This is a genomic window from Flavicella sp. IMCC45537, assembly GCF_057197705.1.
Genome location: NZ_CM170067.1, coordinates 1,554,588 through 1,572,074, shown reverse-complemented (window position 1 = coordinate 1,572,074; position 17,487 = coordinate 1,554,588). Strand labels below are relative to the sequence as shown.

Genomic DNA, 17,487 nt, shown 5'->3' with positions numbered 1-17,487 from the left:
TTGTAGGGTTTTATGCAATACAGTATGTTTATATTTCAATAGAGAAAGTGATATGCAAAAGATAGGATTAGGAACTGCTGCGATAGGAAGACCTCAGTATATAAATATAAAAACAAAAGAAAGTAAACCTTTTGATAAAAATCAATTTAATCAAGATGGCATAAGCTTGTTGGAGTTGGCTTATAAAAATGGGGTTCGTTATTATGACACCTCACCCGGTTATGGAATGGCAGAATCGATACTTTTAAATTGGTTGAATTCTAAATTGGATTCCGAAATAGAATTGGCTACCAAATGGGGGTATACTTACGTTGCGGATTTTAAAAAAGATGCTGCTATTCATGAAGTAAAGGAGCATAGTTTAGAAAAGTTAATTTCGCAATGGAGCGTTTCTAAAAACTTAAAACCATTTTTAACTACATATCAAATTCACTCTGCTACTTTTGAAACAGGTGTTTTAAGGAATTTAGAAGTATTAGAGAAATTAGCTGAATATCAGGAGAAATTTGATTTGAAAATAGGACTTTCCACTACTGGAGGCAATCAGGTGGAAGTTTTAAAAGAGGCATTTGATATTGAAATAAATGAAAAACAGTTGTTTGAAGTTTTTCAAGTGACTCATAATATTTTAGATCAAAGTGTTGCCGAATTTTGTAATGAAATAGCTAAGAATGGAAAAAGAATTATCATAAAGGAAGCTTTAGCGAATGGAAGGTTGTTACCAAATAGAAACTTCTTACAATATGAATTGCTTTATAATCAATTACAACAATTGGCTTATAAATATAAAGTAGGTGTTGATGCGATAGCCTTGAGGTTTTGTGTGCAGAGCATTAATTCTTATTCTGTGTTAAGCGGAGCACTTGAAAAGGAACACTTGTTAAGTAACTTAAAAGCGAATGATTTTGTTTTGCAAGAAGAGGAATTGATACTTCTGCAAAACTTTGCAGTTCCGACAGAGTCTTATTGGAAGGAACGGAAAAAACTCGTTTGGAATTAAGTGTTAAAGAGCTTGATTCATTGCTTCTGGATTTGCAAACATCCCAATGATAGTGAGCATCCAGAACAAAGTTCCAATTACAGTTAATACAATTTGATTTTGATTGAATTTTTCATCTTCAATGATGTCGTACTCTCCTGAATGTTTGATGCCGTAATTAAAAGCGTTTAATGCAGGTATCAGGCATAGTACTGATAAAAAAGAAAAAACCCATAAACCTCCTGGTAGTCGACTTGACATATTGAAAGCAACAAAACCTATAAAGTAGGCAAGGGAAGAAAAATTTTCCTTATAACCGGTGGATCTTGCAAACTCTTGAATTTTTTCAAATAATGTATGTAAAAAGAAAATCGCAAATATAGCTCTAGCAAGTGGAACAATTTCTGATTGATCACGCTCCTTAAAAAGTTTCCATGTTTTATACATCCACCAAACATTGTAAAGTCCTAGACTAACAATAAATAAAAAGATAAATTTTCTTGTAGGGAGCAGTTCTATAGTTGGTTTCGGTTGCATTAATTTTGAAATGAATTAGATGGTCAAAGGTAGTGAATTCCTTTTTTTATAGCTTATCCATGTCCTTTCAATTTATTTAATTTGTTTTTTCCAATATTCTAAATCTAGACTATTTTCAATTTTTTGTTCTGTTTTGTTACTTAGCATTTTAAAAAAATTAATTCCTGTAATACCTTCTAGCTGGTCTATAGAAATGGCACTATCCCATAAAGACTTATCCGGTACATTGTCATGTTTTAATAAAAATGCAATGGCATGTTTTTTGTCTTTTGAAAGTATTGCTTTAAAAAAATAACCTGGAACAATAATTGAGGTAGCATCACCTATTGCTTCAATATTTTTATTGAAAACAGGACCAGAGACACAATAAATGACTCCCAATGAAATACAAAATTTTTTTTCTAGTTCTTCCAGATTGTACCAATCTCCACCAACACGATTGAAATTTTTTCCAATTTGAGGAGAGATATTTGACGTGTAGTAACTTTCACGATAGGAATTTTCACTTCGTTTATTGTATTCTGCCCTAGAAAGATGCCCACGGTCAAAGTTGGTATTTGTAAAATCATCGTGCGTTGCTGCTCCAAGAATAATATTTTTGTCTTGAATAAATTTTCCTAGTCTTTCTCTACTTTCCAACTCTATTTCTTCCTTTGTTAATTCGTAAGATACCCAGTACGGTTGCTTATGTAGATTAGAATAGCAGGTTGTAAATTCTGTATAATATAGAACCTGTCCGTCTAAAGGGCTTGGTGTATAATCAAATGCTTGTGCATAGGATGAATTGTTAATAATGAAATATAGGATATAAAAGATTGCTTTTCTCATATTGAATTTTTTATTTAAAAGTAATTAAAATTCACCACTAGTTGACTTTGGTGAATGTAGGGATTCCTTGGATTTAAGGATAGGGATTTAAGAAGTTGTAAGCGTTAAAGCTTTTTTACAGTGTCATCTGTTTTCTTTTTCAGCTAATAAAAAGAAATACATCTAAAGTTAAGATAGCTTCTTTCATAGGGATAAATAAAAAAATCCCTAAAAACGAATGTTTAAAGGGATTTAATATCTAAAATCTATAAGATTTTGTGACCGCGATAGGATTCAAACCTATAACCTCTTGAGCCGTAATCAAGTGCGCTATTCAGTTGCGCCACGCGGCCGTTAAGCGGTTGCAAATATAGAGTTTTATTACAATATGCAAAACAAAAATCGAAAAAAAATTAAATTAATTCTCCTTTTAGTTTATCAAGTATTTTTGTTGCTTCTGAAAGGTCGTTTTCATAAACAAAAAGTTCAACATGATCACCAAAAGATCCGAAACCAGCGAGTCGTGCAGATTCAGAATCATTTTTTGTGATAAAAGGGATTTCAGCGTCGTTTAAATCTAGTTGTAGACGTTGGATTTCAATAAAAGAAGCAGTATGTAATGCAACATGGTTTGATTCGTTTGCCATGGTATGTAATTTATGGTTATAATGATTTTTTTGTAATGAAAGCTCTGTAGCCAATAATAGCCAATTGCCATTTTTTAGCTTTGCTCATGTCTAATTGTTTTTTACCGAAAGAAGGTAAAACCAATTTATTGAATTTTGCAATTGATTTGTACAACTGTTTTTTCATAGTTCTCCAATTTTAGGATCTATCTAAATTACAAAATTAATTGAAGATTTTTGTTAAAGTAAATTCAAAATTAAATAGGACCTCTTTTAGAATAGGTATCTTTGCGTCAAAATTATTAAAATGGATTTGATATTTATTATTGTTGGTTTAGTATTGTTAATCTTTGGTGGAGATTGGTTATTAAAATCAGCCGTTGGGTTTTCTTTGCGTTTACAGATACCAAAAATTATTATTGGTATGACTGTAGTTTCATTTGCTACTTCGGCGCCTGAGTTAATTGTAAGTTTAAAATCTGCTATACAAGGTCATTCAGATTTAGCAATGGGAAATGTTATAGGTTCCAATATTGCAAATCTAGCATTGGTGTTGGGGATTACTGTATTGCTGTCTGATATAAAGGTAACCAAGAGCTTTTTTAAAACCGATTGGCCAATTATGATGTTAGCTTCTATTCTTTTATATGTCTTTATAATTACTGATGGGGTACTTGAAGGATATGAAGGAGGAATCCTCTTTGCTGCTTTGGTTGCATTTTTGATCTATATGTTAAAGTTTCAAAAGACAGCAGTAGAAGATGAGATGCCTGAAGATGATGAGGAGTTGCCTTTATGGAAGGCTCTGATGTTTTTAGCGATTGGTGGAGCTGCTTTATGGGGTGGTTCTGAGTTGCTGATTTCTGGTGCAGTTGGATTGGCAGAGCAGTTTAATGTGAGTCAGAGGATTATTGGTGTATCAATAGTCTCTGTTGGTACAAGTATTCCGGAACTTTCTGCTTCTATTATAGCTGTCCTAAAGAAGGAAAAAGCAATTAGTTTAGGGAATTTATTAGGGTCTAATATTTTTAATATTTTGGCCGTGTTAGGTCTAACTGCAGCAATCCATCCGATTACCATTGTAGACAAAGGTTTGATAGAAAATGACATCTATTGGATGCTGGCTATTTCTTTCTTGATTTTACCGCTTAGTTTTTTTTACAGAAAAATGAATTTCGGAAAACTAGAAGGTGGAATTTTACTCCTTATATATATAGGCTTTATTTATACAATGATTTTTTAAAGATACAAGTATAATATAGTGTCTGTTTTTGAGGGAAGAGCATAAAAAAAGCGTTCAAGTTAACTTGAACGCTTTTTATATAAATGTGCTTATTATTATTTAACTGGCTTAACAGTTTTGATAATTCTAGCAGCAATCTTGTAAGGATCTCCGTTTGAAGCAGGTCTTCTGTCTTCTAACCATCCTTTGTATCCTTTTTCTACAGCGATAATTGGAATACGGATTGAAGCTCCACGGTCAGAAACTCCCCATGAGAACTGATCGATAGATTGAGTTTCGTGGTCTCCTGTTAAACGTTGATCGTTTTCAGCACCATAAACTTCAATGTGTTCTTTAACTACTGGACGGAAAGCTTCACAAATTTCAGCGTATTTCTCAGCAGAACCACACTCTCTCAAGATAGAGTTAGAGAAGTTAGCGTGCATTCCTGATCCATTCCAATCTAAATCTTTTCCTAATGGTTTTGGGTGGTACTCGATGTACATTCCACGACCTTCAGTCAAACGATCTAATAAATATCTTGCAATCCAAATTTCATCACCAGCTTTCTTTGCTCCTTTAGCAAATAATTGGAATTCCCATTGTCCAGAAGCAACCTCTTGGTTGATTCCTTCAAAGTTCAATCCAGCTTCGATACATAAATCAGCATGCTCTTCAACTAAATCACGTCCGTGAGTGTTTTTTCCACCAACTGAACAGTAGTACATTCCTTGTGGAGCTGGGTAACCACCTCTTGGGAATCCTAATGGTAAATCAGTTTCAGTATCCATGATGAAGTATTCTTGCTCAAATCCGAACCAGAAGTCATTATCATCATCTTCAATCGTAGCACGACCGTTAGATTCATGTGCAGTTCCATCAGCATTTAATACCTCAGTCATTACTAACCATCCGTTAATACGCGCAGGATCTGGGTAGATCGCAACTGGTTTCAAGATACAGTCAGATGCTCCACCAGAAGCTTGTTGTGTAGAAGAACCATCGAAAGACCAGTTTCCTATTTCTTCTAATGTTCCTTGGAAGTTTTCATGCTCCTCAACTTTAGTTTTACTTCTTAAGTTTTGAGTTGGCTTGTAACCGTCCAACCAAAGGTACTCTAATTTAATTTTAGCCATAATTCTATATGTATTGTTTATATGTTTCTATGATAATTTTTTGAAGTCACAAATATAACACATAATTTTCTATCAAGGATTAAAAAGTACGTAAAAATACGTAGAAAAATAAATTTTTAATGGAATGTTTGATTTCAAAGAAATTTATTTAGGATATCTTATTTTCAAGCTCTTAATATTGCAAAATCTTAAAAGGTTTCTGCGTATATAAAGTTCATTCAATAGGCTAAAAATTGATTTCAAATAAGTAACTTTGCATTTTTCAAATTCAAAGAAATTAGAATGAGTTCAGAAACTAGTAAAAGGTATAGTCAAAGAGGGGTGTCAGCTTCTAAGGAAGATGTTCATAATGCTATTAAAAATGTTGATAAAGGTTTGTTTCCACAGGCGTTTTGTAAGATAGTTCCGGATCATCTTACGGGTGATGAGGAGTACTGTTTGATCATGCATGCAGATGGCGCAGGTACTAAATCTTCATTGGCTTATATGTACTGGAAAGAAACAGGTGATATTTCTGTTTGGAAAGGAATCGCTCAGGATGCATTGATCATGAATATTGATGATTTATTATGTGTTGGAGCAACGGATAATATTATGCTTTCTTCTACAATTGGAAGAAATAAAAATTTAATTCCTGGAGAGGTTTTATCCCAAATAATTAATGGAACTGAGGAGTTGTTACAAGAATTAAAAGAGTTTGGTGTTGAGATTCATTCTACAGGAGGAGAAACTGCGGATGTAGGAGATTTGGTTCGTACAATTATCGTTGATTCTACTGTAACAGCAAGAATGAAAAGAGCTGATGTAGTAAATAATGCAAATATAAAACCAGGTGATGTAATTGTAGGATTGGAGTCTTTTGGACAAGCTACTTATGAGAAATCATATAATGGTGGTATGGGGAGTAATGGATTGACTTCTGCTCGTCATGATGTTTTTGATAAATATTTGGCGGAGAAATATCCAGAGAGTTTTGATGCTGCAGTTCCTGAAGAATTGGTGTATTCTGGTAAAGTGAAATTAACTGACACTGTAGAGAATTCACCGATAGATGCTGGCCAATTGGTGCTGTCACCAACAAGAACTTATGCACCAATCATTAAAGAAATTTTAAGTAAATTTTCAGCAGATGAAATTCATGGTATGGTTCACTGTAGCGGTGGTGCTCAAACTAAAATTTTACACTTTGTAAAAGATTTGCATGTTATCAAAGATAATATGTTTGAGGTACCTCCATTGTTTAAACTTATTCAAGAGCAATCTGGTACAGATTGGAAAGAAATGTATCAAGTATTTAATATGGGACACAGAATGGAAATTTATGTACCAGAGAATATTGCATCTGAAATTATTGAAATTTCAAAAAGTTTCAATGTAGAGGCTAAAATTGTGGGTAGAGTAGAGGCTGCAGAAAGTAATAAATTGACAATTAGAAGTGAGTTCGGTGAATTTGTTTATTAGTTGCGTTAAAATATAGTGAAAAGACCAGTGTAAACACTGGTCTTTTTGGTATCTATAATAATCGGATAAAAAATGTAAATTTGTATCCAAGAAAAGAGATTAAAAGATGTTAGATAAGATTAAAATATTTAAGCAACGTTTTGATGAGGTATCGGATTTGATTATTCAGCCTGATATCATTATGGATCAAAAGCGCTATGTAAAGCTTAATAAAGAATATAAAGATTTAGGTCAAATAGTTGATAAGTCTAATGAGTATGAAAAGCTATTAAGCAATATTGCAGAAGCTAAAGAAATTATTTCTGATGGTTCAGACCCTGAAATGGTTGAAATGGCTAAAATGGAATTAGATGAAGCTAATGAACAAATCCCTCAGATAGAAGAGGAGATTAAATTCATGTTGATTCCTAAGGATCCAGAAGATGGTAAAAATGTAATTGTTGAAATTAGAGCTGGTGCTGGAGGTGATGAGGCAAGTATTTTTGCTGGTGACTTGTATAGGATGTACACAAAATATAGCTCTGATAGAAACTGGAAGGTTGAAGTTGAGGATATTAGCGAAGGAACCTCAGGAGGTTTCAAGGAAATTATTTTCAGTATTTCAGGAGCGGATGTTTATGGTGATATGAAATTTGAATCTGGTGTACACCGTGTACAGAGAGTTCCTCAAACTGAGACGCAAGGACGTGTACACACATCTGCAGCAACTGTAATGGTTTTACCAGAAGCAGAAGAGTTTGATATTGATATGAAGATGAGTGATATTAGAATTGATTATTTCTGTTCTTCAGGACCAGGAGGGCAATCGGTAAATACTACCTATTCTGCAGTTCGTTTGACACATATCCCATCTGGGTTGGTAGCACAATGTCAAGATCAAAAATCTCAGCACAAAAATAAAGATAAGGCCATGAAGGTTTTACGTTCAAGATTATATGAACAAGAGCTAGAGAAAAAATTAGCGGCAGATTCTTTGAAGAGAAATTCTTTGGTTGCTAGTGGGGATCGATCTGCAAAAATTAGAACTTATAATTATCCACAAGGACGTGTTACAGAGCACAGAATTGGGATGACTTTATATGATTTACAGAATGTTATAAATGGAGATATTCATAAAATTATAGATGGTCTTAAGTTGGCTGAGAATACAGAAAGGTTAAAAGAGTTGGGAGAAGCTCTTTAAGCAATATAAGGTTATAAAAAAGCTGCTAACAGATGTTAGCAGCTTTTTTTTGTGTCTTGTAAAAAAAAATCGGTTGTGTCTGCGGCACGAGAACACAACCGAAATAATTAACCGACTACTAATTTAATTATCATTTTTTTGAAATTCAATCTTAAATAAAAGAGTAAAAAAACGGATGAACATTAAGGGGCGTATTTCATCCGTTTTTTACAATAACCATTTAATTACTCTTACTTACTGTAAAATTAAAGTATTCATACAATTCTCACAATAACCATAAATAAGTGAATTTTAACCTCCCTATTTATAGGGTGTTATTTTTGTTTTATATAGTACTTTGTTTTGCATAGTACTATTTATTTTGTAAGTTTGTGTCAAAATAATAAAAATCTAACTATGAAATCCTTAATTATTTTCTGTTTTCTATTGGTAACTACTTCATTTTCTCTAAGAGCATCTGATGAAGTATTTGGAGTGATCATAGGCCAAGTATATGATGAAAACAGTATGAAACCCATGCCATATGTGAATATTGAGATACAAGACCTTGAGGGAAAAACAATTTCTGGAACGATAACAGATGATGAAGGTTATTTTGAAATTAGAAAAATTCCTCAAGGAGATTTTATTGTATTGGTTTCTTTTATTGGTTATGACACGTTACATGAAAAAATTCAAATTTCTAAAAAAAGCGGAACCTACGACTTGGGTAAGCTACGGCTGAAAGAAGCAAGTTCGGAATTGGATGAAGTGGTTGTAGTTGCAGAAAAATCAACCGTAGAGCAAAAAATTGATAGAAAGGTAATCAACGTAGGGAAAGATTTAACTTCCGTGGGAGCTACCGCTGCATCGGTATTGAACAATGTACAATCTGTATCGGTGGATAGTCAATCGGGGAATATTAGTTTACGAGGAAATGAGAATGTAAGAATTTTAATAGATGGAAAACCAACAAATGTTTCAGCAGCTCAGCTATTAAAACAAATTCCTTCAACATCTATAAAAAGTATTGAGCTAATTACGAATCCCTCCGCAAAGTACAATCCTGAGGGAATGAGTGGCATCATCAATATAATTCTACATAAGAATTCTAATTTAGGATTTAATGGTTCTGTAAATACAGGGTTAACCTACGGCGATAATCCACGATATAATTATTCAACAAATATGAATTTTAAAACAGGTAAGGTAAATTTCTTTGGGAACTATGGATATAATAATGGAGATAATACTAATTATGGAGTGGTGAATAGAGATGATAATAGTATCCAACAAGATTTTAACTTTGAGTCCAATTATGGAAATCATATTTTAAAGGTTGGTGCAGATTATTATATAAATGATAAACATACATTTTCTGTTTATACAACTCAAAATAAATCTCGTGATTCTCAATTTTCAAGTACGGTAATTACGGGTATGTTGGATTCAGATAGTCCTTCTGATGTACAGAATGATGGAGATTCAAAAACATATGATTTTGCCTATACCTTTGATATAAAAGAAGGAGAAAAGCTTGAATTAGAAGCAAATATTTCCAATTATGACAGAGAGCAAGATGCTGATTTTTATGAAAAGGTCAAGCCTTACGATATGACAAGAAATTATACGGATTTTGTCGTAGATAACAAAGATAGAGCGCTTTATAACTTAGATTACACCAAACAATTATCTGAGAAAACAAAGTTAGAATTAGGATTAGAAGCACGTTATAATCGAACTAAAAACTCCTTAAATACCACACAGCATAATTTTGTGTATGATGATGATGGGAATAGAATTCCAAAAACAATTATTGTAGAGGGCGAATTAGTTTCCTGGTATGAAACAACAGCTATAGGAAATAGTTCTTTTCGTTATGATCGTGATATTTATTCTGCATACGTGAATTATAATCAGCAATTTGATAAATTAACCATGCAACTTGGTGCTAGGTTAGAGGGTTATGAGGTACGAGGTGACTTTTCTCAGTCTGGAGAAACAGCAGCATATACAGACAAAATTTTTACCGTGTATCCTTCTGCTTTTTTCACCTACAATCCCAACGATAAAAATCAATACCAAATAAGTTATAGTAGAAGGGTTGATCGTCCTTCCATTCAACAAGTAAATCCTATTAGAGAGTGGAGTACACCACTTATAACCTCTATTGGAAATCCTGAGTTACGACCACAGTTTACAAATTCATTTGAAATTAGCTATATGAGACAATATGAAAAAGGCTCTTTTACTGTTGGTACATTTTTACGAAAAATCAATGATAATATAACAAGAGTGTTAAATATTGATGAATTTGATGAAGATAAGCTAGAGCTGTCTTATATCAATTCGGATGCTAGTGATAGATATGGTTTTGAGTTTTCAAGCAATCACGCCTTTGCAAATTGGTGGAGAATGAATGCAAGTATGGATTTGTATATTCAAAGAGAAAGTGGAATAGCCAATAATGAGTTAATTGAAGTTCAAAACAATGCTTTTAATTTTAGGGTAAACAACAATTTTACCGCCACTAAAAATTTGCGATTGCAATTGTTTGCAATGTATAGAGGAGGTGGACAATCCATTCAATTTAATGTAGATCCAATGTGGATGGTAAATACAGGAGCTAGTTATAATATTCTAAAAGGGAAAGGGACGTTAACTTTGAATTTTAATGACATTTTTAAAGGAATGAAATTTAAATTCACATCCGACAAACCGATACCTCAGAGTGGCCAATTTAATTGGGAAAGTAGGACTGTTTTTCTAGGCTTTATGTATAATTTTGGAGGTGGTAAAAACAAAGCTAGAAAAAGAAAAAAGAGAGATTCCAATGAAGCTAGTGGAGGCGGTTTTATGTAAATTATTTAGTTATTGAGGCTTTGGAAGTATTACTTAAATAAAGTGTCAATTAGAAGTGTTTTCTAATCAAAATTCTTTTGAGAATTTTACTCAAACGCATAAATTTCATTTCAGAAGCTCCAAGGCAAAATTAATTTATAAATGCACCTTGAATATTTCTCAAGGTCCTTTTAAAGTTTTTCTTTTAATTCTTTTATTTGATCTCTTAATTTAGCGGCTACAATAAAATCAAGGTTTTTAGCAGCTGCTTCCATTTCTTTTCTTGCTTGATTGATTCTTTTTTCAATCTCACCTTTCGTTAAATAGGTTAAATCTTGTTCTGCGGCAATATTTTCATCTATAGAAGAGTAGGAGGTTCCTTGGTTTTCAAGAAGTGCATTGTCTATTTTTTTAGTAATTTGCTTAGGTGTGATATTGTGTTTCACATTGTAGGCGATTTGTTTCTCTCTTCTTCTAGCTGTTTCAGAGATAGTTAACTCCATGCTTTTTGTGATTTTATCTCCATACATAATGGCTTTACCATTAACATTTCTCGCTGCTCTACCAATGGTTTGCGTTAGGGATCTATGCGATCTTAAAAAACCTTCTTTATCAGCATCAATAATGGCAACCAAAGAAACTTCAGGTAAATCTAGACCTTCTCTTAACAAATTTACCCCAATTAAAACGTCAAACAATCCTTTTCTAAGATCTTGTAATATTTGAACACGCTCAAGTGTATCAACATCAGAATGTATGTATCTACAACGAATTTGTATTCTCGTTAAGAATTTAGCCAATTCTTCTGCCATTCTTTTGGTAAGGGTGGTTACTAAAACACGTTCGTCAAGTTCAATGCTTTGTTGAATTTCTTCTGTTAAATCGTCTATCTGATTTTCACTTGGCCTAACTTCAATAATTGGATCTAATAATCCAGTTGGTCGAATCACTTGTTCTACAAAATGACCTTCTGTTTTTTCAAGTTCATAATCTGCAGGAGTAGCACTCACATATAATACTTGATTTTGCACGGCTTCAAATTCTTCAAACTTTAAAGGCCTGTTGTCCATTGCAGCAGGTAATCTAAAGCCAAATTCTACCAAGTTTTCTTTTCTGGATCTATCACCACCATACATGGCATGTGTTTGCGGTACGGTTACATGACTTTCATCGATTACCATCAAATAATCTTCTGGAAAATAGTCAAGTAAACAGAAAGGTCTTGTACCTGGTTCTCTTCCATCTAAATAGCGAGAATAATTTTCAATTCCGCTACAATACCCTAATTCACGTATCATTTCTAAATCAAACTCAGTACGTTCTTTTAGTCGTTTTGCTTCAAGGTGTTTTCCTATTTCCTTAAAATAATCCACTTGCTTCACCATATCTTCTTGTATTTGATGAATGGCATTTTGGAGGATGTCTGGTGATGTCACAAATAAATTTGCAGGGTAGATATTTAGAGATTCAAATTTTTCAATTACCGTATTATTTTCAACGTCAAATGATTCAATTTCCTCAATTTCATCCCCAAAAAAATGAACTCTGTATGCAAATTCTCCATAGGAAGGGTATATGGTAATTGTATCTCCTTTTACTTTAAAACTCCCACTTTTTATCTCTGTTTCGGTTCTAGAATATAAGCTTTGCACCAACATATGTAAAAATTTGGTTCGCGCTAAAACTTGATCTTGCTCTATGGTAATTACATTTTTCTTAAACTCAACAGGATTTCCAATACCATACAAACAGGATACGGAAGCAATCACTAAAACATCTCTTCTTCCAGAAAGTAAAGCAGAGGAGGTGCTGATTCTCAAACGTTCAATATCATCATTGATGGATAGATCTTTCTCTATAAAAACACCACTAGAAGGGATGTAAGCTTCAGGCTGGTAATAATCATAATAGGAAACAAAATATTCCACTGCATTGTTTGGGAAAAATTCTTTGAATTCGGCGTATAACTGCGCTGCCAATGTTTTGTTATGAGCCAAAACAAGCGTAGGTCTATTTACATTTTGAACAACATTTGCAACTGTAAACGTTTTACCAGACCCCGTGACCCCTAAAAGGTTCATGTATTTTTCATCATTTAAAATACCTTGAGTAAGTTGCTTGATGGCTTCTGGTTGATCTCCTGTTGGTTTGTATGCTGATTGTAATGTAAAGTCCATATTGCAAAAATAACGTAAGAAAATCTAATAAAGGACATAATAAAAATTATTCCATGTAAATGAACTTTGAACTGAGAAATAATTGAAAATTAATGGGAATGGGGTATTGGTGTATATGTTAAACAAGCATATTTTTTTGAAATACCGTGAGATAATGTTAATTTGCGAGACATTACCCCTCAATTATTTTTTTTTGAAAAAAGTCTTATTATTTAGTTCCGTTATCCTTGTCCTGCTTTTCCTATTTATGAAATTAGGAAGAACCTCTAATTACACGCAAGATTCTATTGAATATGTTGAAATAGACTCCGTTAAAAATATTAAAAGACAAGTAGGAGTCGTGGTTCAAAAGTATCCTGATGGTAAAGTAGAGCAGGTGAGGCATAAAATGGATTCATTATTGAAAAGGATTCATAAAAGATATGATTTTCATGGCGCCGTATTGGTCGCAAAAAACGGTAAAATTGTTTATAATAACCAGATTGGTTTTGCAGATTTTAGAAAAAAGGAGCTGTTACATCAAACTTCTGCGTTTCAAATCGCATCTGTAAGTAAGCAGTTTACGGCAACAGCTATCATGCTTTTATATGAGCAAGGTAAATTACATTTGAAAGATTCGGTTTCTCAATTCTATCCAGATTTTCCCTATAAGGATGTAACCATAGAGCATTTATTGACTCATACATCAGGTGTACCAAAATATTTTTGGGTAGCAGAGCATAAATGGGAAGAGAAAGAACCGCCAAATAATTCTGAAATGATGGCTTTACTGGAAGAAACCAATACTCCTCGTTTTTTTAAAGCTGGTAGGAACTTTGATTATTCCAACACAGGATACTTTGTTTTAGCTTCCATTGTAGAGAAAATTTCGGGTATGACCTATGCTGATTTTGTGCATGAAAATATTTTTAAGCCATTGGGGATGAAAAATTCTTTTGTGTATAGCTATAAAAAAGATACCATACGTGAGAACCAATTAATTGGCTATAGACTCTATAAGGGTTGGAGACATTTAAAAATTAGAGGTACCGTTAATGATGCCATTGTTGGCGATAAAAATATCTATGCCAATACAGAAGATTTGTATAAGTGGAATTATGGATTGCATAATGGCATGCTTTTATCTGAAGCTTCTGTGTCTTTGATGCAAACAAATGGGGAAACAAAATATGGTAGAAAAGTTCCTTATGGGTTTGGTTTTAGACTAGATCATGGTAAAGATGGTAGAGTTTATCATTATGGAAAATGGAATGGTTTTAACACAGGTTTGATTCAATATCCAAAAGATGATACGGTAATTATTATTTTAGAGCACACAAGCTATAGGTCTATTGCCTCCTTAAATTCAAAAATCAAGCGTATTGTAGAGAAATATCTTGAAAGTTAATTTTTTTTTTGAAAAATATTATTTTTTAAATATTTGTAAATGAAAGAACTATGCGTTTGTGTCGCTTTCAGAAGGAAATAAACATAATTTTTATGGGAAAAAGTTTGTGAGATACATGAATACAATGTAAATTTGCAACCGCTAACAGCAACGGTCTGGTAGTTCAGCTGGTTAGAATACCTGCCTGTCACGCAGGGGGTCGCGGGTTCGAGTCCCGTCCAGACCGCTTTTTAAAAAGTATATCAAAGAAATTTGATGAAAGCCCCACTAAAATGGGGCTTTTTTTATGTGTATACTTTTCTACTTCTCTTAAATTCTCCTTATTGCAAGTGTCTTAATCGGTGGACTATTCATTTAGAATTAAAGTCCTCCTATTGCTGTTCTTTTGCGTTGATATTCAGTTTTTTGCATTAAACAATACAAGTGTTTTGTTCTAACTTTATAACTAAATATTTCATTATGAAAAGAGCAACATTTTCAATCCTGTTTTTTATTAAAAAAAGTAAATTGTTAAAAGATGGTCAAGCGCCAGTATACGCGCGTATAACAGTAAATGGTAAGAGATCAGAGTTTTCTATTAAAAGAAGTGTAAAGCCAAATCTGTGGGATACTTCAAGAAACAAAGCAAAAGGGAATTCTAATAGTTCTATTTTACTAAACGATTATATATATAGTATACAAGGACAGATATTTTCTCATCAACAAGAATTACAAGAAAGAGGAAAAACAATTACAGCAAAAGTACTGTCAAATGCTTTTTTAGGAATAGGTGAAAAACAATGGTCAATAGTAGAGTTATTCAAAGAGCATAACGATAATATGAAAAGTTTGATAGGAAAAGAATATTCTCCTTTGACGTATCAAAGGTATCAAGCAGCAATAAAACATATAAAAATATTCTGTAAAGTCCAATATAATAATGAAGACTTTCATTTATCAGAAATGAGTCATAAGTTTATTACAAGCTTTGAGTTTTATTTAAAAACTACTGCAAAGTGTCAACACAATTCTGCAATGAAACATATAAAAGCATTGAAGAAAGTTGTTTTAATAGCATTAGCAAATGATTATATAAGAAAAGACCCCTTTGCAAATTATAAAATCACTCAAAAAGTAGCTCAAAGAGATTGTCTTACTCAGCAAGAAATAAATAAATTAATAGAAAAGGAATTTGATATTGAAAGAGTTGAAATAATAAGAGATTTATTTGTGTTTCAATGTTACACAGGGCTGTCCTATCGTGACTTAGAGAAACTATCAAAGAATCACATTCAAATTGGGATTGATGGCTATAAATGGATAATACTAAATAGAACAAAAACAGGTTCAGAGTGCAGAGTACCGGTATTGCCAGAAGCTGAAAAGGTATTGAAAAAATACAAGAACAATCCTTGTCATCAATTAAAACAAAAAATGTTACCAGTACCAAGCAATCAAAAGATGAATGCCTATTTAAAAGAAGTAGCTGATTTGTGTGGTATAAATAAAAAACTACATACGCATTTAGCGCGTCATACATATGCAACTACGGTTACTCTTTCAAATGGAATACCAATGGAAACAGTATCAAAGCTATTAGGCCATAAAAAGATAGCGACTACACAAATTTACGCTAAGGTTTTAGATTCAAAAATAAGTAATGATATGGCAATCTTAATGAATAAAACGGCTATGTAAATCTTTCTAAAATAGTATATTTGATTTCCTCTATTATTCATTGCTAGGTAATAGGTTGGAGTTATGAAAAAGATAAAATAAATGACAAAGTATTCAGAAGTAGTTAAATCTATTTTAGAGGGGTTAACCTATGCTATAGACCGAGAATTAGTTGAAAAAATCCACAAAGATTTAGAAAAAGAATATATGCTTTTTCTTACCTGTACAAATAAGGAAGAAAAAGAGCAATTGGTAAAGTCTGAAATAAAAAAGATTCAGAAAAAATTACTGAATGTAAGCCCAGATATTGCACCATTTTTAAGTGAATACATTCACCCTTTTGACCCTAATCTAGGTTACGATGACCTTAGAACAAGTTTGGTGTATCGTTTTACACAAATGGAATATGTGGAGGATGTTTCAGATGTAATTATTAATAGAGAAAACTGGACTTCAATCGAAGACTCCAAGGAGCAAGAAGATTGGTTTTGGGATGCTATAATTATGAATGGTGAATATGGTCTTGACACTAAATTTTCGAATCATTTTATAAAGCATATGGTCTTAGCCAATAGATTAAATAGACTACTGAAGTATAATAAAACTAATGAAAACACACCAGTTATAGAGAATGAGTTTAATAGATTGTTAGATGATTTAAAAGAGAAAGAGGTTACAAAACTTGAGTATTATCAATTAATTAAGGAAAAAACCCAGTTAGATTTAAAAGCTTTAAGATATTTAAAAAAAGACATCGAACTGTTTTTGTTTAGTGAGAAACTTGAATTGGATGGTGCTTTTTCTACAAAGGAAATTGATGCTGAAATTAAACGACTAACGTTAGAAAAAGGATATTCTACAAAAGATTTTTTGAAACTTGGGATTTATAGAAAAATAGTAATAGGTACTGAGGAACAAAAAAAATCTTACACAACCAATTTAGAGAAATTATTTTATCCTTTCGAGTTTCATAATATTTATGAATTATTGAAAATGGTAGATAAAGAAATAAACCATCAGAGTGGAGTTGAGAGTCCAAAGAAACTAATTAGAATAAATAATTCATTAAACACAGATACTACAAAAGAGAAAACGGAAAGTTTCAAAACATTTGTAAGTCAAGAAAAACAGGATTATATTCTTAAGCTACTTGAAGACTTAAGCATTACAAACAATGGGAAATCAATTCTAAGTCCAAGAAAAAAAAGTGTAATTCGTGGTGTGGTAGAAGCGCTAAGAGATGCTTGTGTCTTACCTAATAAAGATTTACACAGTTTATGTCTTATCATTGGAACTCAAATAGGATTAGAAATCAAATCAAAATTAGAAAAAAAATATACAGCTGAAGAATCGTACAAATCGGTTATTCAATACATGAAAAGTAACCCACTTCATTAAAATGCTAATTATATAAGACATTATCGGGTCTTATCAGGTCTGGAGCTTAAGTACCCCTCATTGCTGCCATATTGCGATATAATTTAAAATAAATAAGC

General features: G+C 32.5%; 14 protein-coding genes and 2 tRNA genes. 9 read left to right on the top strand and 7 right to left on the bottom strand.

Annotated elements, in window-relative coordinates; all coding sequences use genetic code 11:
- Positions 1–52 precede the first annotated feature (52 nt).
- On the top strand, positions 53–1,000 hold the full coding sequence (locus tag AC2DGP_RS06760) for an aldo/keto reductase (RefSeq protein ID WP_484492251.1): 948 nt from the start codon (positions 53–55) through the stop codon (positions 998–1,000).
- Between the two features lie 3 nt (positions 1,001–1,003).
- Here the strand turns inward: AC2DGP_RS06760 and AC2DGP_RS06755 are convergent, their stop codons facing one another.
- From AC2DGP_RS06755 to AC2DGP_RS06735, 5 genes are all read right to left on the bottom strand, one after another.
- The gene (locus tag AC2DGP_RS06755) at positions 1,004–1,516 is read right to left on the bottom strand and encodes a hypothetical protein (RefSeq protein ID WP_484492250.1); all 513 of its coding nucleotides are present in this window, start codon (positions 1,514–1,516) and stop codon (positions 1,004–1,006) included.
- Positions 1,517–1,588: 72 nt separating this feature from the next.
- Complete coding sequence (locus AC2DGP_RS06750; RefSeq protein WP_484492249.1) at positions 1,589–2,344, bottom strand: DNA/RNA non-specific endonuclease; 756 nt, start codon at positions 2,342–2,344, stop codon at positions 1,589–1,591.
- Between the two features lie 258 nt (positions 2,345–2,602).
- Positions 2,603–2,676, bottom strand: a tRNA-Arg gene (locus AC2DGP_RS06745).
- A gap of 60 nt (positions 2,677–2,736) precedes the next feature.
- Positions 2,737–2,970, bottom strand: coding sequence for a putative signal transducing protein (locus AC2DGP_RS06740; protein ID WP_484492248.1), 234 nt, complete (start codon positions 2,968–2,970; stop codon positions 2,737–2,739).
- Positions 2,971–2,986: 16 nt separating this feature from the next.
- Positions 2,987–3,124: an SsrA-binding protein gene (locus AC2DGP_RS06735; protein ID WP_484492486.1), complete on the bottom strand. Its 138-nt coding sequence runs from the start codon at positions 3,122–3,124 to the stop codon at positions 2,987–2,989.
- 132 nt (positions 3,125–3,256) lie between these two features.
- Here AC2DGP_RS06735 and AC2DGP_RS06730 point away from each other — a divergent pair, with 132 nt between their 5' ends.
- On the top strand, positions 3,257–4,192 hold the full coding sequence (locus AC2DGP_RS06730; RefSeq protein WP_484492247.1) for a calcium/sodium antiporter: 936 nt from the start codon (positions 3,257–3,259) through the stop codon (positions 4,190–4,192).
- 95 nt (positions 4,193–4,287) lie between these two features.
- Here AC2DGP_RS06730 and AC2DGP_RS06725 read toward each other — a convergent pair whose 3' ends face one another.
- Positions 4,288–5,307, bottom strand: a complete 1,020-nt coding sequence (locus tag AC2DGP_RS06725; RefSeq protein WP_484492246.1) for a glutamine synthetase beta-grasp domain-containing protein — start codon at positions 5,305–5,307, stop codon at positions 4,288–4,290.
- 282 nt (positions 5,308–5,589) lie between these two features.
- Here AC2DGP_RS06725 and AC2DGP_RS06720 point away from each other — a divergent pair, with 282 nt between their 5' ends.
- The 3 genes from AC2DGP_RS06720 to AC2DGP_RS06710 all read left to right on the top strand — a co-directional run bounded on the left by AC2DGP_RS06720 (position 5,590) and on the right by AC2DGP_RS06710 (position 10,792).
- Positions 5,590–6,768, top strand: a complete 1,179-nt coding sequence (locus AC2DGP_RS06720; protein ID WP_484492245.1) for an AIR synthase related protein — start codon at positions 5,590–5,592, stop codon at positions 6,766–6,768.
- A 106-nt stretch (positions 6,769–6,874) separates the two neighbouring features.
- A complete protein-coding gene (gene prfA / locus AC2DGP_RS06715) occupies positions 6,875–7,951 on the top strand; it encodes a peptide chain release factor 1 (protein WP_484492244.1) in 1,077 nt (358 codons plus the stop codon).
- A 396-nt stretch (positions 7,952–8,347) separates the two neighbouring features.
- Complete coding sequence (locus AC2DGP_RS06710; RefSeq protein WP_484492243.1) at positions 8,348–10,792, top strand: TonB-dependent receptor; 2,445 nt, start codon at positions 8,348–8,350, stop codon at positions 10,790–10,792.
- Positions 10,793–10,962: 170 nt separating this feature from the next.
- Here AC2DGP_RS06710 and uvrB read toward each other — a convergent pair whose 3' ends face one another.
- The gene (gene uvrB, locus AC2DGP_RS06705) at positions 10,963–12,948 is read right to left on the bottom strand and encodes an excinuclease ABC subunit UvrB (RefSeq protein WP_484492242.1); all 1,986 of its coding nucleotides are present in this window, start codon (positions 12,946–12,948) and stop codon (positions 10,963–10,965) included.
- Between the two features lie 247 nt (positions 12,949–13,195).
- Between uvrB and AC2DGP_RS06700 the strand changes: the two genes are divergently transcribed.
- From AC2DGP_RS06700 to AC2DGP_RS06685, 4 genes are all read left to right on the top strand, one after another.
- On the top strand, positions 13,196–14,335 hold the full coding sequence (locus tag AC2DGP_RS06700) for a serine hydrolase domain-containing protein (protein WP_484492241.1): 1,140 nt from the start codon (positions 13,196–13,198) through the stop codon (positions 14,333–14,335).
- Between the two features lie 152 nt (positions 14,336–14,487).
- A tRNA-Asp gene (locus tag AC2DGP_RS06695) sits at positions 14,488–14,561 on the top strand.
- 233 nt (positions 14,562–14,794) lie between these two features.
- A complete protein-coding gene (locus AC2DGP_RS06690; protein ID WP_484492240.1) occupies positions 14,795–16,012 on the top strand; it encodes a site-specific integrase in 1,218 nt (405 codons plus the stop codon).
- 81 nt (positions 16,013–16,093) lie between these two features.
- Positions 16,094–17,389: a hypothetical protein gene (locus AC2DGP_RS06685; RefSeq protein ID WP_484492239.1), complete on the top strand. Its 1,296-nt coding sequence runs from the start codon at positions 16,094–16,096 to the stop codon at positions 17,387–17,389.
- Positions 17,390–17,487: the final 98 nt, after the last annotated feature.